Genomic DNA, 22446 nt, shown 5'->3' on the forward strand with positions numbered 1-22446 from the left:
TCCTAAAACGATCTTTGAGCTCGAATAATTATACGGGGTGTAAAGTTTTCACTTTCAAGATCTTCTGCTACATAAATACCAATATAAGGCAAGAAGGATTTCCCCGAGATTCCTACGCCGGCACTTTTTCTCCATTCTTCAAAAGATTTACTCAAGAATCCGAAAGGTGAATGTTTATTGTCAGAATCGGTTAAAATGCCAATATCTGAGAAAAGGAGAAGTTCGGCTCTCGTGAACAAAATATCAAGTAAGGGCAGTTTGGGCAGCTCGCTTCTCAGCTCTCCGGATACAAGCGCCAATCTGTCTCCTCTGTGAACCGTAAAGGGATAGTCTTCGACCCCCCTTATCCCCCCGTATCCATTAATGGAATGAGTTAACTGCCGGGGAATTTCATCAAAAGATGAAAAGAGTTTAAATCCCACATCGAATTTGAATCCCTCTGTAATTTCATTATAACGGTTCGTATTCATTTTAAAAGCGGAATAGGAAAAGTCTCCGGGGCCATCCGCTATACCTTTCTCAAAAAGAAAATCCAGTTTCCAGCCGTCATATTTCCATCCTGATTCGTCACGGGTATCAAAATTAAGGTCGATTCTTAAAGAAAGTCTTTTTCCATCATCAATAGCCGGATTTACTCTGAATTTGTCATCTCCTCTAAAAATCGATGGTATTGATCTGGCTTTCAATGAGATGTCATTTTCAAACGATAGCACCGATTCTACTGAAAGGGCCTCTCCTGAATCATAGATAAATCCTATTTCTCCCCCCCTTTTTTCGTAATAATCCGCAAAATCATCACCGCAGAGTTCTACTATAGCGCCGTTCTCAAGACGTGATAATTGCCATTTATCGTTTGTAACCGTTTTCTTAAAGGCGCGTGCCACGAAATCAAACTCCTCAGAGTAAAAGGGAATTTTCATTTGCGCGTTAAAGCCAAGGAAACCTCCGGTTTCTTTCCATATTGGAACTAATAAACGCGCGTACCATGATATATAGGGATCTTTGTGTTTATTATTGTGACGTTCGAGGCCCGCTCTTACAATATTATAATCAACACGGCAGGGATATCCCGGCTTTAAAGAATATTTTGTTTTTAAAGCATAGGGGTCCTCTTTCTTAATAAACACAATCTCTCCGTTCTCTTCGAATTGCCGGCTGTCCAGACGACACGCGCATTTGTAATAAAAAACGCCCCCTGATATTTCCGCCCGTCTGGATTCGAATTTACCGCTGTTAACAAGCTTTACTCTTCCAGTAACCTTGGCATTTCCCGTGAGAACCAGTCTTCCATTTATTATCCAAGCGTCTCCGACAAGTAATCCGCCGCTCTGTATATCAAGGGAACCGTCAATGATTATCAATGTTCCCTCTATAGTATCCCCTCTCGAGATCATAAATGGGCCGTATTTAACAGTATTCTTATTATTTTTCAGAATATCTGTTAGTTCTTGAGGGGACAGTTCAACCACTTTTTCATTATCTTTATATGATCTGCTTGCAGATAAATGCCGATATTGCAATACTAAACCGAGTATTACAGCGGTAATTATAATTATTTTATGTTTCATATATTTTTATAATATCACAGGAAACGCTTATAATTAAATATTAATTCGGCTACTTTGAAAATTACTTTTTTGTGTTGAATAAACAAAATTATTATAATAAAGGATAAAAATCAGGCATAATTTGACCGCGTGAATGACCAAAGTTATTCTAATCCAAATTATAAAAGAATCATTTAAGAGAGATAACAAGATAAAAGCGTCACAGGATCAATTGAAAGCAGCCGGCAATGCGCGAAATATTCAAGAAATACAAATTTATATTCTGTGTATATATGATTCTAATCTCTCTTGTTATTTCTTCCAGCAAGCCTCTTTCGGCACAATCTGACACCGAAGCCCTCAAGACAAGATACTATTTCTATAATGGTCTTGATTATGGCAGCGAAACCCTTATAAATCCTATAAGACTTATTCTAAATGGAGGATTAGGAATATTACAGGTTGACAGCCGCAGCAACAGGCTCTCAGATATAGACTTTAAAAACGGGGCTGACAACCTATGGATGAATCTCAGCGATCCTTTCGGCGCTATTGGAAGAGAAGGCGCGGGCAAATTTTTTCTGAATGAATTATTTCCCGTCAGCTTAAAATCTAATGACGCTCATTACTGGCCTAATTACACATTGCACCTTATTGGAGGCGGAATGTCATACAGGATGATGGCCGAGTGGTTTGAAATGCACAATTACGGACACCCCAGAACCTATTCTATATTGACTATTTCGCTGTATCATCTTCTTAATGAAGTAGTAGAAAACAACAAATTCGTAGGCTATTCCGCTGACCCTATAGCAGACCTTTATATTTTTGATCCCCTTGGAATATTGCTTTTCAACAGTGACAGAGTGTCGCGTTTCTTCAGTGAAACCCTTAATATGGCTGATTGGTCATATCAGGTTTGCTATAATCCTGAAAAGGGATCAGTTCAGAACATCGGTCAGAATTTCGTCTTAAAGTACTGGATTAACGATGATGAGAGTAAGGGGATTTTCTACCATATGGGCACTCACGGGGAATTAGGGCTGTCATTCAGGCGGCCCGGAGGCGATTGCATTTCTTTCGGAGCCGGACTCGTTCCTAAAAAATTAATAGATATCAGCAATAGCACAAACTTTCGCAGCCTGACGGCTGACCTTGTTGTTACAGCGGGTGTATTTTATGACCGCCACAATTCTCTTTTAGCTTCACTGATTTATTCTAAATCACAGGATTACATGTTGAGATTGAATCTTTACCCGGGGCTTTTTAAGATCAAGAATGTCTCACCGGGAATATTCATGTCTCTAAGTCAGGATAATGATTTGAGTTTTGGAATAAATTTCAAACTGTTCCCATTTGGTATTTCTAATACATTTTAAAAAATATAATACTTTCCCCGGGGGGTATTAACCTGAAATGTAGAAAGAGCCGGGGCAAGTCTCAGAAACCCCGGCTCTTATCTTACATATTAAGACTGTGATGCTTTTTCCAGTTTTTTCATCACGGAAAATATCAGTATTGCGGAAAGTAAACACATTACAATGAGAAGAAGGAAGAACTGCCACAATTCCCACAGATCCCAGAAATAACCAACAAGACCGGCAAGCAGATTCCCGACTGCTGTTGCGGCAAGCCAGCCTCCCTGCATAGTTCCTTTATATTTCGGAGGCGACACCTTCGAAACAAAGGAAATACCCATTGGAGAGAGACAAAGTTCAGCAATCGTTACTGTAAAATATGTTCCTATGAGCCAGTATGGGCTTCTCGTAACATCTGAAACTCCGCCCGCTAGCTCGTGTGGTGATTTCAAGCCTATAGAAGCTATCATCATAAATCCGAAAGAAATACCGGTAATAATCATCCCGATACCGATCTTCCTGGGTGTACTGGGTTCCTTGCCTTTCTTCTGTAGAAATGAGAAGAACCCAATTACAACTGGAGTCAGAAAGACTATAAAGATCGGATTGAAATGCTGGAACATCTGAGGGCTTATATCCATAGAATCATTATAACCGCTTATAACCCAGTAGCTGACAATGAAACCTACAAAAAACAAAATTCCGCCGATAATTTTCTCATTCTTTTTGCTTGCTTTCCTCAAGAGAAATACAAGCCCGATCAATGTAACTATAACCGGCAGAAAAGATTTCAGACTGAAGAATGTATAGGTTATATCGCTTACTTTGCTGGCCGTGTAATCCCTCGCGAAGATACTCAGTGTGAATCCATTCTGGTGGAAAGTCATCCAGAAGAACATTACGACGAAGAAAACAAAGTAAAGGGCGAAGAGGCGGTCTTTGGTCTGCCTTGGTGAAAGTTCTACGACCTGATCCTTATGTTCCTCGCTCGCCGCTTTCTGTTTCTCTGTCATATCGGCGACTTTATAGTGTTTTTTAAAAAACACAAATATGACCAGCGAAACTACCATGCTGACGGCAGCCACAGCGAATGCGCCGTTATAAGCTGTACTTACACTTTCTAAATAGTTTTTACAGAATATCCCCAAGTCCGCGGGAACAGTGCCTAATTGAATTTTAGCAAGATTCATAAGCTCGGTTGTATTTTGAAGATGCCCGCCTATATATTTATTGCCCAGATCCACAATCTTCTGGTTATAAGAAAAGCCGTCTTTTCCAAGTATCCAGTTAATGGCCGCAGTGGCGGCAGATGGCGCGAAGAAGGCACCGATATTAATGCCCATGTAGAAAATATTAAAGGCGTAATCGCGTACATGCTCATATTTCGGATCGTCGTACATGTTTCCGACAAGAGCTTGCAGGTTACCCTTAAATAAACCGGTACCAGCCGCTATTACAAACAGGGCAATAGCAAGGAGAATTACACCTTTGTCCGGAATAGCAAGAAGTGCGTATCCGGCAAATAAAACAACAGTACCAATAACTATTGTTTTACCGTATCCCAGCCATTGGTCGGCAATAATGCCGCCGAAAAGTGGAAGGAAATAAATGCCAAAAAGAAAAGCCCCATAGACAAGGCCGGCTGTGTGAGCGTCCCACTTGAATGTTGCTTGAAGATAGAAAACAAAGATTGAAAGCATCGTGTAGTAACCGAAACGCTCGCCCATATTGGCGAAGAAGGCTACAAACAATCCTTTCGGGTGGTCTTTAAGCATACCCTCTCCTTTAGGATTTAAGAAATACAGAACATTTTCAATATCGTACTATATTGAAAATAACATTGCAATCAATAAAGTTTGTGGAGTTTCCCCAATTTTTATAACCTATAAGGTAGTCGATGATTTGTAACAGTATGCGGCTGATTGATATTTTCAAAATCGTGGTCAATTCCCCCGGCGAGGGAATTGTACGCTCTGCACCTCGGGCTCGCTCTTTCTGCCCCTTCGGGCCAGAAATCCTTGCCCGCTCGCCACTCGGCGAGGGTTTTGAAAATACCAATCAGCCGCACTCATCAGCAATGAAAGCCCTATTCCATTTGCCAATCCTGATAACTGATTGTATCTCGCAATGTTATTACAATACTTGCCGAAGTTTCGGGGGAACTCCAAATAAAGTTTTATTGGTATTTAGAAACTATTCCAGTCCGTTCTTAGCTTCCATAATAAGAACGGACGCTGTTTCGGATTTGCCGGGGAAACGGGCGAATGAACTTTTAGAGTGAAACAGCTCCGGGTCAAAAAGATCATTTTCTTTAAGGTAATCGTCAATACAGCTTTTGATTCGCCTTTCAAGTTTTTTTATCCTGCCGTAACTTTCCAGGGATAAGACGGCGAAGATATCTGATTCGATCCATGAAAAGAAATCAGTTTTTCTTATGATGCTTTTTAATTTAGAGCTCATATGGTTTATATGAATCAACCCCTTACTCTGTTCATTTTTAAGGAGTTCTCGCAGCCCCTCTATTTTAAAGACAGTAACCGTAAAGGTTTGGTGGTATCTTTCCGCCCTCTCTATCTCTCCCGTAACCTTGCTTATAAAAAGTGATTGATTAAACTTCAGTAATTCTTCAAGGCTTTCCGGTTTTGATCTTTCTTCTATTATTCCCTTACCTTTAATTGTAACAGAGTAAATTGATTTAAGAATTTCCACTCCTCTGCTCAGCAACTTGATGTCACCTTTTCCGAAGATCGAAGAATCAAGGGGTGAAATGGTTTCCTTGTTATAACCAACGTATATAAGCTTTTCCTTATCATTAGATATTATAGGGTATGAAATCGTGGAATAATAGAAAGGGGGAGATTCAAATGTATTTACTTCCGTCGTCAAGTAGCTTGTGCACTCCGGCGCTGATCTTTCAATCGTCCTCTTTGTAATTTTGGAATCATACTTTTTAAGCCGTCTAAAATACTCCTCATCGGAAGGAAAATTATAAAAGGCGGTTTTTTCTCTTCCCTTTCCAAAATAATGCAAGCTTCCCATCGAGGCACTTACAAGTTTAGAAAGAAAGGAAGACAATTTGTTAATACTCTCTTCAATATTACCCGAAACTATAAGTTCCGGAGTCAAATCTGATAACTTTTCAAGTCTATCCATGTTCCGCTTGTGCCGTTCATCTTTGAGCTGAGAATTAATAAAAAACCCGAGTTGAAAACAAATGTTTTCCTTGTGTTTCATGAATTGTTCGAATGGATCTAACTTTGAAAATTCAATTACAAGAACTCCTACGGTATCATTGTTTACAAGCGGAAGATATATAAACGAAACTTTTTCCCTGTTTCTCCTATCTTCAGTGTTGGATAGATCGGCCTCTTCTGTTATTATCACCTCTTTGGAATTCAGGTATGCTTTACCCAGACTGCCGCTGCTGCAGTGTATTCTCGAAGAATATCCTTCATGCTGAATTTGGTTGTCGCTTCCGCCTAATATCAACCAATCGCCCTCGTCAGTTGCTGTATATATCGCTACTGTAGCAGCGTCAAACTCTTTAGATATGAATTTGCTCAAGAGAGAAAATTTTTCATGAAACTCACATTCTCTGCTGATCAAATGCCCGATGTAGTGCTGAAGCTCCTTTTCAGTTTTATTATATTTTACTGTCTCAATTTCCATATGTTTATAAAGCACAGGCGCAATTTCTTTTGATATAATTTCAGCTGTATCCCGGTCGCTTTCTGTAAGTTCCCGTTCATCTCTGTCTGTGGATATATTCAAGACTCCTATCAGATTATCTCGATAGATGATTGGAGCTGTAACCGCACTCTGTATCTTGTTTCTTTCTTTCTTAGCAAGTACACCGCGAACACCTTTTACAATATCTTCAGTTAGAATTACTTTTCTCAATGACGCGGCTTTTCCAGCAATGCCGTCCCCGAGTTTTTGTCTTGTATTTTCGATCACTTCACTACTGAGCCCTTTTGCGTAAGCAATATAAAGTTCTTCGGTATTCTCAGAATAAAGCATTATGGAACCTGAAGAAGCATCGAGTCTCTTGACAGCTATACCCAGAATCCATTCCAGAAGTTTATCCCTGTCAGAGAGCCTGTTTAGTTGTTTCAGAGCACTCTCAAATCTACTGGTACTAGAATATGGCTCAGATGATTCTGTTATCTTCTTATTTTCATGAAGTTTATGCGCATCTAATATGTCAATAACTTGCAGGCCTTGCGCCGTCAGCAGCTCTATTTCTTCCCTGAATTTGGTGTTATTCTTATCTGCTATGATATAATCAGCGTCTCTGAATATATTAATAAATGATTTGTCTGAATAAGTATTGATACCAATAATTTCAGCGATTTCAAGCGCTAAAGCCTTTTTATTGGTATCATAAATACCCAGTATATAAAAGTCTGACAGTTCGTGGAATTGGCTGAGGACTGAAAGCTGCTTTTCTCCTCCTCCAATTATTGCTATGTTCACTTTTTCCGACATCTAAAAAAACCCTTATCTATTCTTTGAGAATAGTATAGTTCTCACAATGCATTGATATGCAAATGTTAAGCCATAAGGAGTCTAATCAGTTTTTTTTAGACAATTTCTTGAGTTTTGAAAGAATCTGAATTGCTTGAATTGGAGTGATTCTGTTAACATCACACTCTTCAATTACTTTAATTATCTTTTCAATGTGATTTTCTTTTGAAAATAGCGAAGGTTGAATTTTGTCAGGAAGATTCCGCTCAGAAAAATCTGAGCTATTTCTCTGAAGAGACTGCAGGATAGAATTGGCCCTCTCAATAACTTTTTGGGGAAGTCCGGCAAGGCGGGCTACATGAATGCCGTAACTCTTGTCACTTTTGCCATGGACAAGTTTGTATAGAAAAATTATTTCATCGTTCCATTCCTTTATTGAGACCTTCATATTACAAAGCCGCGGGTATCTATCTGACAGAGAGGTAAGTTCCTGATAGTGTGTGGCAAAAAGGGTTTTTGGTTTTCTTTTTACTTCATCTAAAAGAAATTCTGTTACGGCCTGCGCGATACTAAGACCATCGCTTGTGCTTGTTCCGCGCCCCACTTCATCAAGAAGAACGAGACTTTTTGAAGTACAGTTATGAAGAATTTTTGCCGTTTCACTCATTTCAACAAGAAAAGTGCTTTCCCCGGCGGCAAGGTTATCACTCGACCCAACCCTTGTAAAAATCCGGTCCATAATTCCAATTTCAGCCGCTGAAGCTGGAACAAAACTTCCGGCATGAGCGAGAATAGAGATAAGGGCGGTCTGGCGAATTATAGTTGATTTACCTCCCATGTTCGGTCCTGTAATAAGCAGTATTTGCCTGTGAGAAGGCCTGAGAATGATATCATTCGGTATAAATTCCTTTTTCGATATAATTTCAACAACTGGATGCCGACCGTCCTTGATGATCAGATTATTTGAATCATTTACTTCAGGCCTGCAGTAATCCCTCTTAAGAGCTAAATGAGCCAGAGCTGAGATTGTGTCAAGTACGGCAACTCCGCGGGCTATTTTCTGCAGAACTAAGCTGTTTTCCGTGATTCTCCTACAAATGTCAGCATATATTCTCTTTTCATATTCAACTCTCTTCGCCTGGGCTGAAAGTACCGCCCCTTCCTTTTCTGTAAGTTCCTTGGTTACAAACCGCTTAGACGATACAAGAGTCTGTTTTCCAATGTAGTGTTCCGGCACTTTGTCCGTATGAACATTTGATACTTCAATATAATAACCGAATATCTTATTATAACCGACTTTGAGTGAAGATATCCCAGTCTGTTTCCGTTCTGACTCCTGAAGAGAAGCTATCCACTTTTTTCCTTCCTCTGATTCTAGTATTAATTCATCAAGTTCTTTATTGAAACCTCCCTTTATTACACCTCCGGCGCGCAGATTAGCCGGGCAGTCTTCGCTTATGCTATTCTTTATAAGACTTTTAATTTCAACCTGTTCATTCAGGCACTCAGTATGTCTTTCCAGATAACTTGCTTTTAAGTTTCCGGTTATATCGGTCAGCTTTGGGGAACGTTCAAGAGCCTCCAGGAGCTGCAGGAGTTCCCTGGGCCCCGCTCTACTCGTTGAAATCCTTGATATTATTCTTTCAATGTCAGGGTATCTCTTTAGAGTTTCCCTTATCTTACGAAGGGCAATCTGATTGGAATACAGAGCGTCCACAGCGTCGAGCCTCTGGTTTATATCTTCGGATTCACGTAACGGCCTCATAATCCAGGAGCGCAGCATCCTTCCTCCGGCTGCCGTTTTTGTATGATCAATATTCTTTATCAGGGTTATCTCATCAGAATCGCCCAGAAGCGGATTGAAAAGCTCGAGGTTTCTGACCGTTTGTCTGTCAAGGATCAACGCTTCATTAGAGCCTATAAACTTAATTCTTGTAATATGATTTAAGTTATTCTGCCGCAGATCCTTGACATATGAAAGAAGAGCGCCCGCCGCCGCGGTAGCTGTTTTCTTATTTTCAATACCAAACGCGACAAGGTTTTGAATATTAAAATGACGCATGAGAATCTCCCGCGCCCTATTAAAGTTAAAATAATAGGGCTTTACATCTTCGAATTTACAGGCCGGTGAATTTTTATCTATAAGATCGCTTATAGCAGCGGGGTCACCTGAGTAAATAGCTTCACGGATATTCGTTACGGCAAGTATGTTTTCTACAGCACTTATATCGTCTTCCCCGACACTGAATTCGCCGGTTGAAAGTGAAAGCACGGCAAATCCGACCAGTTCTTCTTCTTTCTTCAAAGAAAGAACATAATCATTCTTTTTATCACTGAGAGTCGCGGGTGAAAGTGATGTTCCCGGAGTTATGACATCCGTCACAGCTCTTTTTACAAGGCCTTTTGATGCTGAAGCATCCTCAACCTGATCGCATATAACTATCTTCTTTCCGGCTTGCAGAAGTTTTGCCGCGTATGCGTCAACAGCATGTATCGGTACTCCGGCAAGGGGAACAGGATTTTGTTTATCCCTCGAAGTAAGGGCTATATTAAGAATTCTTGAAACTTCCTCCGCGTCTTCATAAAAGGTTTCATAGAAATCCCCTACTTGAAAAAACAGGATCCCGTCATTGTGTTTTTGCTTCAGCTCATGATATTGAGCCATAAGTGGTGTTAGTTTTATAGCCATATTAATTGATTGTCAGAATTCTGCAGGTAAGTCCGAGCTTATCTGTTGCCAGAAGAGAATCTTCTTCTGCGCTTGTTCTCTCATTGTATCTGCCCACTCTGACCCTAAAAAGTTTCGTGTCGGAAGTTATATATTTAGATTCGACCCTGACATGCGGAAAAAGCCTGGAAAGTTTCGAGGAAACGCTTGAAGCATTCTGGCGATTCTGAAACGCTCCGAATTGAATAGTATACTCGTCTGGTTTGTTTGTAATTTTATCTTCTTCATTAACGGCCCGTCCCATTGATTCAGCTACTCCTTGGCCTTTTTCTTTGTTTTTCATTGAAACAAGGATACGCATTTTATCAATTGCTTTCGCTGACTCTATAGATTTTGGAAACAATTTCTTCAGTGAACGGTATACTTCAAAAGCCTTTTGTGAATCTCCGGTTATCTCAAGACACTCACCTAATTTAAAGGCAGCTAACGGGTTTGAATGAATCCCCCCTATAGTTTCATATTTTTCGATCGCGCCTTTATAATTACCTTCCTCCATATCAAGTTGGGCTCTTTCCATATAACTTCGATATAGATACTCTCCCTTATCAACCCTGAGGAAGTCTTTCCTCGCTTTTCTTAGTGCTCCCGATTCCTTAAAACACAATCCCCGGAAATAAAAGGCTTCCATACGTATACTTGACCCGGATGATACTGGAATATTCACCAGCAGCTTAAGCGCCCTGTTGTATTTTTCAAGTGAGTAATAAATTTTGGCCAATTCGGTTCTTGCAATAAAGGAAACGGGGTTTCCGGATGAAGCAATAATCTCTTTGTAAATCTTAGTGCTTTTGCCGATGTTTGTTTCGAGCCGAGCCTGAAAGAGTTTTCCATAATAATAGTTCTTTCCTCTCAAATCATCAATAAGCTTCAATAGCTCCTCTTTTGCATCAGTATATTCAACTTGATCGAAATGCCTTTTGACTTTGATTAGACTATATGGCACAGATGCGGTTATTTGAGTAAATAACATGAGGATGACCGCGAGCAGTGATAAACTAATCAGGAATTTCTTCATTGTGCTTTCTAAAGGTATCAATGCCACCGCAATTCTCACAATAAAAAAGAGGAATGTTAACCTGGTTATTACAAACAGTACAACTGTATCCGATCTCTTTCTGTCTTTTTACAGAATCCATTCTGAGTGTTTGAATTGCTTTATCAACATGGTCGTTATTAATATATATAAGGGCCATTTCTGTTTTTATTAAATTGTTGATTCTCAGCTGCCCCGCTTCATTTTCGAAAAGGCGGATTACCTTTTCAGGTTGACCTTTCTTTTCAAAGAAAGAAACAAGTGAAATAAAAATATCCGGATTTCCGGTGTGCTGTCGGTATAGATCTTTAAGAATCGCCTCGAGTTCCTGAAATTTCTGTTCCTCAAAAAGTGTCTCCTCGATCATTTTTATTGTAAGACTGAAAAAAGATATATCAATTTTCAAGAGAGAAACCCATTTTTCAATTGCTTTACCCTTCTTGCCATTTAAAACAAGCGCCTTTCCAGACATATATAATGCTGACGGAAAGTCAGAGTTGTATTTTAAAGCTAAATCGGAATATTTTAGAGATTCATCAATCCTTTTTTTATCCAGGCATATTGATGATGCTGATACAAGATAGGAAGCTACTACTTCTTTTGATATAGAAACATCGAGTTCAGCAGCCGCTTTTATATTCTTATAAGCTTTTTTGTAATTACCTATCATGTGGTGGAATCTATTGAGGGAGAGAAGTGCCTCTCTATTTCTCTTGATATTTTTAATAGCCTCAAGTGAATCTATTGCTTCATCTATTCTCCCTAAAACGCCAAGATCTCTCGCAATAGCCAGCTTTATCTGATCTTTCTCATCGCCCGAAATATCCTTTCTAATAGCCATACTCCTATGTATCTGAAGAGCTTTAACGCCTTGACCATTTTCTCTAAGCAGTTTACCTAGAAGTATATAGGCTCCAACCCGGTTTTCGCCCTTTTTTACCGCATTCTTGAGATAGCCCAGAGCAAGTTCCTTGTTTCCGTCCAAGAGGGCGTAAAGAGCTTCGATATATAGAGATTTTGGCAATCCCTTCCTCTTCTTCCTCTCAATCCAGATCAGGAGAGCAAGTAAAAGGAAGATTCCCGCGAGAATCGTAATCAAAATAATCTTAGTGTTCATAATAGAGCAAATTAATGATATCAGGGTTGAATTAGTTCATCTTTATCCAACGGTTCTTCATTCAAAGGTATATTCCTCAGTTCTGAAATCTCATCAAGAAGCTTTCTCCTTTCCTTCTTTCCTTTCCTGAGACGCAGCAGCAACTGCATTTCACGTATCCAGGAGCCTACTGCCCAGATGATCATGCCAGAGATAAAAGAAGTAATAATAACGAGGTTTAATGTAACATCGTAAAGCGTATGGTTAAAGAAATAAAAGGTAACTTTAGTTCCCGCATTCTCTGTACCTAGCCAAATAATCCCAATTGCTCCTATCAGTAAAACTATTCCCCTTATTATCCACACGGAATTACCTCCCTATATTTCTTCTCCTATAAATGTAAAACCTTCAAGTTTCTTGAGTTTTACATTTATAAACTCACCTTCTTTTAGACTTCCCGGATTAACGTTCACATTCCTAAAATGTGTTGTTCTTCCCTTGATGTAGTGATTTTTACCCTTTTTGGTTCTTCCGTCAAGCAGGATTTTGAATTTCCGGCCATTTAGTTTTCTAAAAATATCATAACGTATTTCTTTTACTCTTTTATTCAGTCTCTCGAGACGTTTCTTTTTTGTATCGATACTTACGTTATCATCCATTCTGTAAGCTGCGGTTCCTTCCCTTGGTGAGTATTTAAAAGTAAAAGCTGAATCAAATCGAGTGTATTCAACCAAATCCATTGTCTTTTCAAAATCTGATTCATCTTCAGTCGGGAATCCTACAATAATATCAGTAGTTATAGCGAGGTCTGGAACGATTTTTCTGGCTTCTTCAACACTGGAGATATAGTCTTCACGCGTATATTTTCTACCCATCAGCTTTAATATCCTGTTGCTTCCGGATTGAAGCGGAAGGTGTATATGATTACATACCCTGCTGTCGGCAGACATTAATCTGAATAATTTCATTCTTATATCTTTAGGGTGAGTAGTAAGGAAACGAATCCTGGGAATATCCGTCTCATCGAGAATCAATTCCATCAGACTGGTAAAATCAACACCTCCGTACTGATAAGCCATTACATTCTGTCCAAGTAAAGTTATTTCTTTAACTCCGTTTCCGTGCATTCTTTGTATTTCGTTAATCACGATATCCGGAGCTTTACTCCTTAAATGTCCCCTAAGATACGGGACAACACAGTAAGTACAGTAATTCTCGCACCCTCTGGTTATTGATAAAAACTTCGAGGTTTTGCTTTGCTCTTTATTACAACGTTCGGGGAGTTTATAAGTTGCGGCATGATTTCTCTCAAGAAGCATTGTGTTGGAGATTTTATCAAGATCCCCGGAAAGAATAGATACCAACTCTTTATAATTATCCGGTCCGGATATAATATCGATTCCGGGGACTATTTTCTTAAGCTCAACCCCCATTCTTTGAGCCATGCAACCACATACGGCAAGAATGGCGTTGTTAATTTTAGACAGTTTGTGAAGATGGTTGATTGCCCTTGTTTCAGCATGTTTTCTGATGCTGCATGTATTTACTATTATTATGTCCGCTTCCTGTGGATCTTTTATAATCCTGCTGTTTCCTTCTGTTAACAAAGCTCCGATCATCTCGGTATCGAAAGCATTCATCTGACAGCCAAAACTTTTTAGATAGATTTTTTTATTATTCATAGAGGTTGCTTTCATTTTTTGAGAAGAGGTTCACCGGTGATTTCGCCGAAAAAAACTCCGCCTCTATTCCCGCTGAACTTAACAGGTACAAGTTTACCCCTTAAATTTGCCGAGGATGCCCGTAAAATGATTTCGCAATAATTCCCTGTAATTGATTTATAAACTACTTCATCACCATCTAATTTCTCCTGCACAAGAGCGATTTCATTGCGGTTCTTTTGAGAAAACAAAAACTCCTTTTTCTTTGCTTTACCTATTTCTATAAGTTCACGGCTCCTTTTCTTCCTGGTCTCCGGGGCTATTTTACCGGGAAGCGACTCTGCTTTCGTTCCGGGTCTATCTGAATATGAAAAAACATGCAGGTAATTTATTGGTAATTCAGATTCGATGAGTGAACAAGTATTCTTAAAGTTTTCATCAGTCTCACCGGGAAACCCTACTATGATATCAGTGCCAATCGCCGCATCCGGCATGGAACTTACAATTTCCGTTGTTTTTTCAATATACTGTTCAACCGTATAGGGCCTTTTCATAGCTTTAAGTACATTGTTGTCTCCACTCTGAAGAGGAATATGAAAATGAGGAGCAACTCTGTTTGTTTCAGAAACCAGCTTAATTAATTCGGATGTAACCTCGGTAGGTTCAATACTGCTGAATCTTATACGAATACCCTCAGTGTTTTTTAGAATTTTTTTTATAAGGGTTACAAGATCGTCGGAGAAATCACTATTTTCGCCGTAACGTCCAATATGAATTCCAGTCAACACTATCTCTTCATATCCGTTTTCCACCAAACGCTTTATTTGACTGATTATATTGTCAGGAGCTACACTTCTGTTTCTTCCTCTCGTATAGGGTATAATACAATAGCTGCAAAAAGCGTCGCAGCCATCCTGTATCTTTATAAATGCGCGGGAATGCCCGTGAAATACATCTATCTCGCAATCTAACAGCGGCTTGTCTTCAGTAATATCTTCGAAATTCAATTCAGTCTTATTACCGTTATCTCTGATACTTTTGAGAAGATAGGGTATGTAACTTTTATCTTTATTATTTATCAGGTGGTTTATTTCATCCATCTTCTCTAAATCTCGAGGGTTGCTTTCTACATAACATCCTGTTGTTATAATTACCGAATCAGGGGCTTTTCTCCTCGCGCGTCTTATAGCATTTCTTGATCTGGCATCTGTTTTTCCGGTAACGGTACATGTGTTTATTATATAAAAATCCGCTTTTTCGTAAAATTCACGAAATTCAAACCCTATTTTCTCGAGATTAGACCGGATACATTCAGATTCGTACTGATTTAATTTGCATCCTAGTGTTTTAATTGAGAATGTGTTTCTTCTAATAACTCGTCCATTTTTCATTTTCTGATATAAACGGGTATTTAAATAAATGAGGGTGGATATATACCACCCTCATCAAGTTAGTAAAGACGTAGATTCATTTTAAACCTACTCTTTTTCCTCTTCATTGTTTTTATCTTCAGGTTTATCAGCTGAAGTTTCGTCGTCCCCGGAAAGTTCCTCTTCTTTCGAAGCTTCTTCTGTTTCTTCTTGAGGTTCTTTCACTTCTTCTGCTTCCTCCTTTTCTGAAGCAGGCGTTTCTTCAACGCTTGTCTTGTCCTGAGATTCTACTTCATCACTTTCCTTGTCATCTTCTCCTTCAACGAAATCATCTTCTTTCACATTAACTTCGGAAGCCTTATCTTCCTCAATATCCTTTTCGTCTTTTGGAACCTCAGGTTCGTTTTCGTCCAACAGTTCTGATGGATCAGGGGTCTTCAACGCTTCCAGGAATTCATTATATTCCGATTCATCCTTATCCTCAAAGTAAGCGTTTATGCTCAAAACAATTTTTTTGTTGGATGGATCCATTTTTATAACCTTCAACGGAACCTTGGAATCCGTATCGAAATAAAGTGAAGGCTTTTTCAAATTCTCCAGACCCATATGAGACAGTGGGACAAAGCCTTCAACATTATCTTTTATTTCAACCACGGCTCCGCGGTCGAGTAACCTGGATATTTTCCCCTCGGTTTCTTTGCCGACGGTAAATTCCTCCGCGAGTTTATCCCACGGATTCTCCTTGACCTGTTTTATCCCGAGACTTATTCGTCTTTTATCACTGTCAATATCGAGAACTACAACCTCTACTTCCTGTCCCTTCTTAAGCACTTCGGAAGGATGGCGCACCCTTTTTGCCCAAGACATATCAGAAATATGCACAAGGCCGTCTATTCCGTCTTCTATTTCTACAAATGCGCCAAAGTTCGTGAGGTTTCTTACCTTCCCGATAAGTTTTGTGCCAGGCGAGTACTTCTTCTCCAGAGATTTCCACGGATCGGGTTCAAGCTGTTTCAAGCCCAGGGAAATTTTTTCATTTTTCTTATCAACATTTAATACAACGGCCTCGATCTGGTCGCATATTCCTACAACCTTTGAGGGATGTTTTACATGCCGTGTCCAGGACATCTCGGAGATATGAATGAGGCCTTCAACACCTTTCTCAAGTTCTACAAAAGCCCCGTAATCAGTTATTGAAACAACCTTCCCCTTGACTGTTTCGCCCACAGGAAATTTTTCTTCAACGTCTTCCCACGGGTAAGGTGTAAGCTGCTTGAGCCCCAGGGAAATTCTTTCACGTTCTTTATCAAAATCAAGGATTTTAACCTGAAGCTTGTCGCCTATAGCGACGAACTCAGAAGGATGGCTTATTCTGCCCCACGTGAGGTCTGTTAGATGTAGTAGCCCGTCAATTCCGCCTAGATCGACAAACGCTCCAAAGTCAGTTATATTCTTCACTATACCTTCGCGAACTTCTCCAACTTCAAGATCGCTTAGAAGTTTGTCCTTTTCTTTTTCACGGCGTTTCTCAAGTACAATGCGTCTCGATACTACTATATTACGCCTGCGTTTGTTAATTTTAATGATTCGGCATTCGAGTTCTTCGCCTATTAGTTCCTCGAGGTTGGGTATTTGTCTTAAAGCTATTTGTGAGCCGGGAAGAAAAGCGTCAACTCCCATCAACTTTATCATCAAACCGCCCTTGATTCTTCTGTCAACAGTAGCTTTGACAGTTTCCGCGTTGTCATAGGCGTCCTTAATAGCGTTCCAAGCTTTATGGAAATCAGCTTTCTTCTTTGAAAGAACTACAAGCCCATCCTGGTTTTCAAGCTTTTCAAGAAATACATCAAATTCGTCCCCCGCTTTAACTTCTTTGCAGTCCTGAAACTGATCAATAGGGATAGCTCCTTCGCTTTTGAACCCTATGTCGAGAACGACTTCCTTTTCATCTACAGAATAAACCTTTCCCTTGACTATTCTGCCTTCCTTGAGCTGAACTATTTCTATATTCTCGTCAAGTGATCCGTCAGGTGAGAAAATATCTTTCTCGCTTTCTTTACTAAGCTCATCACTTGGTACCTGTCCAAATTCTTGCAAATAACTGGTTTTCCCGTTACTTTTGTTATCACCTTCTTTCTTTTTTGTATTTTTTTCTTCGGGGATATTCCCCTTTTCAAGATCTACCTGTTCGTTCTCCATTAATAAATCGCTCCTTTCGTATTTTTGTAGTTTATGATAGGTAGTTTCGTCGCTATACGCAAGCTAATTCTACTATAACTTTTCTAGCCGGAAGCCGCCAGTTCACTGAGTTTCTTCTCAACATCTTCGATCACCCAATCTGGTGTTGATGTACCCGTGGTCAGTCCAATTTTATCTACACCTTCAAACCAGCCGGGATCGATCTCAGCCGCAACCTCGATATGCTTGGAAGAAATGGCGTTTTCAAGACACATCATGTGCAGCCGTTTTGTATTTGAGCTTTTCTTACCCCCTACAACCAGCATCATATCAACTTCATTTGCAATACTCATAGTAGCTATTTGCCTTCTGACAGTAGCCTGGCATATAGTGTCATAGACTATAAGATCCGGTATATGGTTTTTCAGTACTTCAATAACTAAATCTGATTTTTCCCTTGAGAATGTGGTCTGTGTAATTACGCCTGCATTGGACAGAGATGAAAGAGACTCGGCTTCTTCAATGGATTTTATTACAATAGGTTTATTCGGGACATGTCCCGAGATTCCTATCACCTCGGGATGGTCGCTGTGTCCTATTATTATTACAGGCCGGTCTTGAGAGTAAAGCCTCTGGACGTATTCTTGGCTTCTTTTTACAAAGGGGCATGTCGTATCTATTAGATTTATTTTCCTTCGGCGCGCGGTATCAAAAATATCCCGTTGAACTCCGTGAGCTCTTATCACGACAGTATCTCCTTCGCTGACATCAAAAAGGGATTTTGCCGACTTAACTCCCATATTCTTAATTTTTTGAACTGCTTGAGGGTTATGGATTATCTCGCCGAGTGTGTAAATATTATCGCCCCCGTACTTGCTGACCCCTTCCATAAGAAGCTTTATAGCTCTTTTTACCCCAAAGCAGTAACCCATGTGAGGAGATGTAATTATCTTGAATTTTTCATTCACTTTTAAGCATCCTCATTTCTTCTATAATCATTGAAGATATTATTCTGTAATCTCTTTTCCTGTCGTCAGATTCATAGCTGTCATTTAGTAATATCGGCGGTCCTATAATCAATTCCAGTTTTTCACGTCTCAGCATTGCTCTAAGCAAGTGGTTCGAACCTCTAAGATAAACTGGTATTATACTGGCCCGCGCGCGCATAGCAATAAATCCTATGCCCACTTTTAACTCTTCAACCATATTGTCCTTCGACCTCGTACCCTGCGGAAACATAAGTATCGATTCTTTTTCTTTCAACTTATTTATTACTGTGGAAAGAGCACTCCTGTCGAAGCTATCCCTATCAATTGGGACAGCACGGTATTTTCTTAGCAGGGCGGAAAAAACCGGAGTTTCGAAAAGCTCTTTTTTGGCAAGTATCCATAACTTTCTTTTTAAAGAGGTGGCAACTATGGGAGGATCGCTCAAAGAACTATGATTGCTGGCGAAAATAAAACCGCCCTTGTACTTCAGGTTTTCTTTTCCGTATATTTTAAGTCCGAATATAAATCTATAAAGGAATCTTACAAGGAATATCGTAAATCTGTAATACAATTCCCCACAGAAAGGATATTCTTTATCACTCTCAAATCCTATTTTCTCAAGATATTCAGCTCTCTTCAAAACACGATCTTCAACCATAGTTACTTGTTCTTGTATGGTAATACCTGATGTATCAACAACTAACGACCCCGGAGATTTAACAAGAGGACTCATTTCCCTGGATGAATCAATTGAATCTCTTTTTAATATATTTTCTCTTATCTTTTCAGAATCGAAGTCCAGCCCCATAGATTTCAGTTGAGCTGCTCTTCTCGTTACTCTGGCGTCTATATCGGCAACCAGAAATGTTTTGAAATGCGCGTAAGGAAAAACAACTGTCCCAAGATCACGGCCCTCGGCTACTATCCCTCCATCTTTTGCTATCTTTCTCTGTAGTTTTACCATCTCGCGCCGCACGCAACCAAGCCGGCTGATTTTTGAAACCGAATTGGAAACCTTAGAGTCTCTTATCTCTTTTTCAATAGTTTTACCATTTAAAAGAATAACTTTCTTACCTTCAACATCGCCGAATTCCAGGTTGATTCCTTCTACTATTTCAGCGATACCTTTTATATCCTCTGGATCTACTCCATTTTCAAGAACGGCGTAAGTAACTGCCCTGTACATGGCTCCCGTATCGAGATAAGTTAAATTAAGCCTTTCAGCAAGCAATGACGCTGTAGTGCTTTTCCCTGAACCCGCGGGCCCGTCAATAGTTATGATCATCTTGCTGACGATTTTATGCTGTATTTTCTCATTCATCCTGCTCTTAATTACCCTCTTTGAATATAGAACCAACGCGAAATTATAATAATCGATAATGCAATAAGTAGAATAATCTTACTTCTGAAAAAATCCCTTTATCTACCAGTGGAGTTTAATTTATTATTGACTTTAACTCCTCTAGAAATCTTGCGTTCTCATGCGGAGTGCCTATCGTGACCCTTATTGAATTCTCTCCGAGACCGAAAGGCTTCATACTTCTGACAATAACACCCCTTTCCATTAGTTTTTCAACTATCCCGGTTTCAAGTTGTTCAGACGGTACGGCAAGCAGGAAATTGGTTTGAGAATGAGGTACGGTAAATCCAAACTTTCTCAGCTCACTTGCCACAAGCTCCATCTGTTCTGAATTTTCTTCCAAGCGGCTTTTTAATTTTTCTGTATATTTCAGAGCAGTTCTCGCGGCTGCCTGAGCCACTCTGTTTACGTTAAATGGCTGCCTTACCCTATGCAGGCATTTAACAAGGCCTGGATGTGATATTGAGTATCCTACCCTCAGCCCCGCCAATGAGTAAAACTTTGAGAAGGTCCTGAGTATAACAAGGTTATCCATAGATTTAAGCAACTCTACAGTGTCAGGAAAATCATCGGCTGTCACAAATTCATAGTAGGCCTCATCAAATACTACGATAATATTATCTGCCAGACCCTGAAGGAATTCAGCCACTTCATCAGCTGAGACATATGTGCTTGTGGGGTTATTCGGATTGCATAAAAAGACCATTTTTGTTCTGGGCGTTATGCTGTCTTTCATTTTTTTCAGGTCCATGCGGTAATTCTTCAGAGGAACCCTAACTTCCTTTACTCCCGCAAGCTTTATAATAAGGGGATAGGCAATAAAACTTGGAAACGGGTATACAACCTCTTCATTGCTGTTTACAAACCCCCTTACGAGAAGATCGAGGATCTCGTTTGATCCGTTACCCACAAATATATTCTCCTGCTTGACTCCGATATGCTCTGCCAGGTCTCTGGAGAGATAATGAGAACCGGAATTAGGATATCTGTTTATGAAATCAGCTTCTTCGGCTATAGCCTTTTTGATTTCCTCAATGGCTTCTCTAGGGTTTTCATTGGAAGCGAGTTTTATTATTTCGCCCTCAATATTCTTTTCTCTTCTAAGTTCTTCTATCGGTTTTCCCGGAATGTATGGTTTCAAGTCTTCCAAATGGGGCCTCATTAGACTTTTGAAATTCATTTATTCTCCTTTATTGTTACTCCTGTTTTTTCTCTCAATAAATTTTCTTCACTCTCCGACAGAGTTCTGATTTCTCCGATCTTTAGGTTGTCGAATTCCAGCCCTCCAATGCTCTTTCTATTCAAACTAATCACCTTATGGCCAATAGCATCAAACATTCTTTTGATCTGTCTATTTTTCCCTTCTCTTATTGTGACTTCGATGTCCGAGAATTTTGATGAAATTCTTTTTGTTTCAACTTTACAGGGGGCTGTTATGTAGCCTCCAATGTCTATGCCTCCCGACACGTTTCTTAAATCGTTCCTGCCAATCTTTCCTTTCACTCTGACCTGATATATCTTTGGTATCTCGTGTTTCGGATGAGTCAATCTGTAAGCTAGATCACCGTCATCAGTAAGCAATATAACTCCGGTTGTATCGATATCCAATCTTCCTACCGGATATAACCTTTCTGAATATCCCTCTTCTCTCGCAATATCGATTACTGTTTTTCTTCCACGGTTATCGCTCGCCGAAGACAGAACTCCGGCGGGTTTATTAAGAACAAGAAGGGTTTTTTCTTGCTTGTATTTAATTTCTTTTCCGTCAAATACGACAATATCTTTTTCAGGTTCAACTTTTAATGAAAGTCTGTTAACAGGATTGCCGTTTACTTTCACTGATCCGTTGAGTATAAATTTTTCACATTTTCTTCTTGAACCAAGTCCCGCGCCCGCGAGATAGCGGTTTATCCTGATTTTATTCGTCATCTGATATTTTTTGATCTTCTTCTCTGCCGCATTCATCCAATTTATTGTCTTCACTTTTATCTTCAGCGCCGTTGTTTTCCGGTATATTTTCAATCATCCCCCTCTGCGCCACATCCCGCCCGTCTTCATTTTCGATATCCTCATTACCGTCATTCAGTTTATAATTTAATATATCCAGAGCTTGAATCTCTGTTTCAAATTCCTCGATCGCGGGAAGTTCTCTGTAATTTTTAAGTCCCAGATACTCCAGGAATTTCTTTGTTGTGGAATATAGAAAAGGCTTTCCAATGCCATCTCCCCGCCCGGATACAGTAATCAACTCCCTTTCTGTAAGAGTCGAAAGAACACCGTCACTATTAACTCCTCTTATATCCTCGATTTCGTGCCTGCTTACTGACTGCTTATAAGCTATAATAGCAAGTGTTTCAAGTGCGGCTCTGGAAAGTTTTGACTTCCTTTTGTTTTTGTAAAGCTTCTTAACTATGGAAGAAAATTCGGGCAGTGTCGTCAGCTGAAAACCTCCGGCAATCTCGGCGATTTGGAAACTTCTAAAATTTTCAGCGTAGAAGGTGGAGAGTGATTCGATTGCTGATGTTATATATTTACCCGATGGGGCTTCTGTCAATTTTGCGAGTTTACGGGCAGAAAGTGGTGTATCAGACGCAAAGAGCAGGGCCTCAACCTGCTTTTCAATAATATGCTCACGCTGTTTATCGAAATCGTTATCCAT

16 protein-coding genes are annotated in these 22446 nt (G+C 39.8%); 1 reads left to right on the forward strand and 15 read right to left on the reverse strand.

The annotated features are described in order from the left end of the window. Window positions 1–2 precede the first annotated feature (2 nt). A complete protein-coding gene (locus U5O15_04655) occupies window positions 3–1469 on the reverse strand; it encodes a BamA/TamA family outer membrane protein (GenBank protein MDZ7859941.1) in 1467 nt (488 codons plus the stop codon). Between the two features lie 326 nt (window positions 1470–1795). Between U5O15_04655 and U5O15_04660 the strand changes: the two genes are divergently transcribed. Then, the gene (locus U5O15_04660) at window positions 1796–2926 is read left to right on the forward strand and encodes a hypothetical protein (protein MDZ7859942.1); all 1131 of its coding nucleotides are present in this window, start codon (window positions 1796–1798) and stop codon (window positions 2924–2926) included. Window positions 2927–3015: 89 nt separating this feature from the next. On the opposite strand, the gene U5O15_04665 is transcribed toward U5O15_04660, so the two are convergent. From U5O15_04665 to scpB, 14 genes are all read right to left on the reverse strand, one after another. Continuing rightward, window positions 3016–4680: a peptide MFS transporter gene (locus U5O15_04665; GenBank protein ID MDZ7859943.1), complete on the reverse strand. Its 1665-nt coding sequence runs from the start codon at window positions 4678–4680 to the stop codon at window positions 3016–3018. A 418-nt stretch (window positions 4681–5098) separates the two neighbouring features. Then, window positions 5099–7381 (reverse strand): GAF domain-containing protein, encoded by a 2283-nt coding sequence (locus tag U5O15_04670; GenBank protein ID MDZ7859944.1) that lies wholly within the window; start codon window positions 7379–7381, stop codon window positions 5099–5101. A gap of 97 nt (window positions 7382–7478) precedes the next feature. Continuing rightward, a complete protein-coding gene (gene mutS / locus U5O15_04675) occupies window positions 7479–10061 on the reverse strand; it encodes a DNA mismatch repair protein MutS (GenBank protein MDZ7859945.1) in 2583 nt (860 codons plus the stop codon). 1 nt (window position 10062) lies between these two features. Further along, the gene (locus tag U5O15_04680; GenBank protein ID MDZ7859946.1) at window positions 10063–11115 is read right to left on the reverse strand and encodes an SPOR domain-containing protein; all 1053 of its coding nucleotides are present in this window, start codon (window positions 11113–11115) and stop codon (window positions 10063–10065) included. Further along, complete coding sequence (locus U5O15_04685; protein ID MDZ7859947.1) at window positions 11096–12250, reverse strand: hypothetical protein; 1155 nt, start codon at window positions 12248–12250, stop codon at window positions 11096–11098. The genes U5O15_04680 and U5O15_04685 overlap by 20 nt, the downstream gene beginning before the upstream one ends. Before the next feature lie 20 nt (window positions 12251–12270). Continuing rightward, complete coding sequence (locus U5O15_04690) at window positions 12271–12594, reverse strand: LapA family protein (protein MDZ7859948.1); 324 nt, start codon at window positions 12592–12594, stop codon at window positions 12271–12273. A 12-nt stretch (window positions 12595–12606) separates the two neighbouring features. Further along, window positions 12607–13911, reverse strand: a complete 1305-nt coding sequence (gene miaB / locus U5O15_04695; GenBank protein ID MDZ7859949.1) for a tRNA (N6-isopentenyl adenosine(37)-C2)-methylthiotransferase MiaB — start codon at window positions 13909–13911, stop codon at window positions 12607–12609. 11 nt (window positions 13912–13922) lie between these two features. Further along, entirely contained in the window at window positions 13923–15281 is a 1359-nt protein-coding gene (gene mtaB / locus U5O15_04700) for a tRNA (N(6)-L-threonylcarbamoyladenosine(37)-C(2))-methylthiotransferase MtaB (GenBank protein MDZ7859950.1), read from the reverse strand. A gap of 87 nt (window positions 15282–15368) precedes the next feature. Next, window positions 15369–17459 (reverse strand): 30S ribosomal protein S1, encoded by a 2091-nt coding sequence (gene rpsA, locus U5O15_04705; protein MDZ7859951.1) that lies wholly within the window; start codon window positions 17457–17459, stop codon window positions 15369–15371. Window positions 17460–17542: 83 nt separating this feature from the next. Beyond that, window positions 17543–18406 carry a 4-hydroxy-3-methylbut-2-enyl diphosphate reductase gene (gene ispH / locus U5O15_04710; protein ID MDZ7859952.1) on the reverse strand — a complete coding sequence of 288 codons (864 nt, stop codon included), beginning with the start codon at window positions 18404–18406 and terminating at the stop codon, window positions 17543–17545. Further along, window positions 18399–19748 (reverse strand): (d)CMP kinase, encoded by a 1350-nt coding sequence (cmk, locus tag U5O15_04715; protein ID MDZ7859953.1) that lies wholly within the window; start codon window positions 19746–19748, stop codon window positions 18399–18401. The genes ispH and cmk overlap by 8 nt, the downstream gene beginning before the upstream one ends. 115 nt (window positions 19749–19863) lie before the next feature. Beyond that, the gene (hisC, locus tag U5O15_04720; protein ID MDZ7859954.1) at window positions 19864–20967 is read right to left on the reverse strand and encodes a histidinol-phosphate transaminase; all 1104 of its coding nucleotides are present in this window, start codon (window positions 20965–20967) and stop codon (window positions 19864–19866) included. Further along, window positions 20964–21716 (reverse strand): pseudouridine synthase, encoded by a 753-nt coding sequence (locus tag U5O15_04725; protein MDZ7859955.1) that lies wholly within the window; start codon window positions 21714–21716, stop codon window positions 20964–20966. The genes hisC and U5O15_04725 overlap by 4 nt, the downstream gene beginning before the upstream one ends. Further along, entirely contained in the window at window positions 21706–22446 is a 741-nt protein-coding gene (scpB, locus tag U5O15_04730) for an SMC-Scp complex subunit ScpB (GenBank protein ID MDZ7859956.1), read from the reverse strand. The genes U5O15_04725 and scpB overlap by 11 nt, the downstream gene beginning before the upstream one ends.

The organism is Candidatus Krumholzibacteriota bacterium (assembly GCA_034520215.1).
In the GTDB taxonomy this organism is placed as follows: Bacteria; Krumholzibacteriota; Krumholzibacteriia; order Krumholzibacteriales; family WJIX01; genus JAGHBT01.

Bases quoted from the DNA above. Each gene is read 5' to 3' on its own strand.
- miaB (MDZ7859949.1), bottom strand. From the start codon at position 13,911: ATGAATAATAAAAAAATCTATCTAAAAAGTTTTGGCTGTCAGATGAAT.
- U5O15_04680 (MDZ7859946.1), bottom strand. From the start codon at position 11,115: ATGAAGAAATTCCTGATTAGTTTATCACTGCTCGCGGTCATCCTCATG.
- mtaB (MDZ7859950.1), bottom strand. From the start codon at position 15,281: ATGAAAAATGGACGAGTTATTAGAAGAAACACATTCTCAATTAAAACA.
- U5O15_04725 (MDZ7859955.1), bottom strand. From the start codon at position 21,716: ATGACGAATAAAATCAGGATAAACCGCTATCTCGCGGGCGCGGGACTT.
- U5O15_04665 (MDZ7859943.1), bottom strand. From the start codon at position 4,680: ATGCTTAAAGACCACCCGAAAGGATTGTTTGTAGCCTTCTTCGCCAAT.
- mutS (MDZ7859945.1), bottom strand. From the start codon at position 10,061: ATGGCTATAAAACTAACACCACTTATGGCTCAATATCATGAGCTGAAG.
- hisC (MDZ7859954.1), bottom strand. From the start codon at position 20,967: ATGAATTTCAAAAGTCTAATGAGGCCCCATTTGGAAGACTTGAAACCA.
- cmk (MDZ7859953.1), bottom strand. From the start codon at position 19,748: ATGAATGAGAAAATACAGCATAAAATCGTCAGCAAGATGATCATAACT.
- U5O15_04685 (MDZ7859947.1), bottom strand. From the start codon at position 12,250: ATGAACACTAAGATTATTTTGATTACGATTCTCGCGGGAATCTTCCTT.
- rpsA (MDZ7859951.1), bottom strand. From the start codon at position 17,459: ATGGAGAACGAACAGGTAGATCTTGAAAAGGGGAATATCCCCGAAGAA.
- U5O15_04660 (MDZ7859942.1), top strand. From the start codon at position 1,796: ATGCGCGAAATATTCAAGAAATACAAATTTATATTCTGTGTATATATG.
- scpB (MDZ7859956.1), bottom strand. From the start codon at position 22,446: ATGGATAACGATTTCGATAAACAGCGTGAGCATATTATTGAAAAGCAG.